The sequence below is a fragment of the Marinifilum sp. JC120 genome (genome assembly GCA_004923195.1).
Taxonomy (GTDB): Bacteria; Desulfobacterota; Desulfovibrionia; order Desulfovibrionales; family Desulfovibrionaceae; genus Maridesulfovibrio.
The window spans coordinates 1-689 of sequence record RDSB01000119.1 but is presented as its reverse complement, the minus strand read 5'-3'; the positions used below and the strand labels follow the sequence as shown (position 1 = coordinate 689).

The 689-nt window shown below is 46.4% G+C and carries 1 protein-coding gene; it reads right to left on the bottom strand.

Annotated elements, in window-relative coordinates; translation table 11 throughout:
- Nucleotides 1-105 precede the first annotated feature (105 nt).
- Nucleotides 106-300 (bottom strand): hypothetical protein, encoded by a 195-nt coding sequence (locus D0S45_20645; protein ID TIH06970.1) that lies wholly within the window; start codon nucleotides 298-300, stop codon nucleotides 106-108.
- Nucleotides 301-689: the final 389 nt, after the last annotated feature.

Here is a 689-nt window from a genome sequence, read left to right as displayed (position 1 = left end):
TCCGCCCTCGGCCCTTCCGGGCCGCCCCTGGGGGGACGGGCTCCGCTCCACAACGGCTATGGCTGCTGCCTACCAAGGCATGAAACCGGGACGGTAGACTCCACCTTAAAATGACCGATCAGTGTCCAAAGGATGGGGGAAGGCGCACTTATCGATGGTGAAGGTCATGCCAGCCATGTTTTTTAGGATTTTAACCTTAGAGGGCTGAGTTCTATATGATTCGCGAACGGCTTTAAATAATGCATCGATAATTTCTTTGCGATTAATCCTTAAGGTCATACCTTTACTCGAAGTATCCATAAGTTCTCCCTATCTTGTGATAGATATTGAGGTTATATGGTGTATACTAACTAATATTTTTTTGGGTGTAAAATGTTAGAGTTTGCAGAATTAACCTTTTTTGCATCTGTCATATCGTCCTGCACAGCCCCCACGATCCACAAAATCGCCCGCACCCCACAACGTCAGCCCAAACGAACAAAACGTCAAAAGGTGGCTCTACCTCAAAGAAAGGGGCGATAGACTAATCCGATAAAAAGAAAGGTGAAGTGCCCTATAGATGACGGACAGTCTTCGAGAGGTTAAGGTCAGCTCATGGAGAGACAGTCATGAGTAACCGAGAGTATTCAGAAGAATTTAGGAAGTCTGCCGTCAAGCTCGTCACCGATCTAGGCTATTCATATAACGAA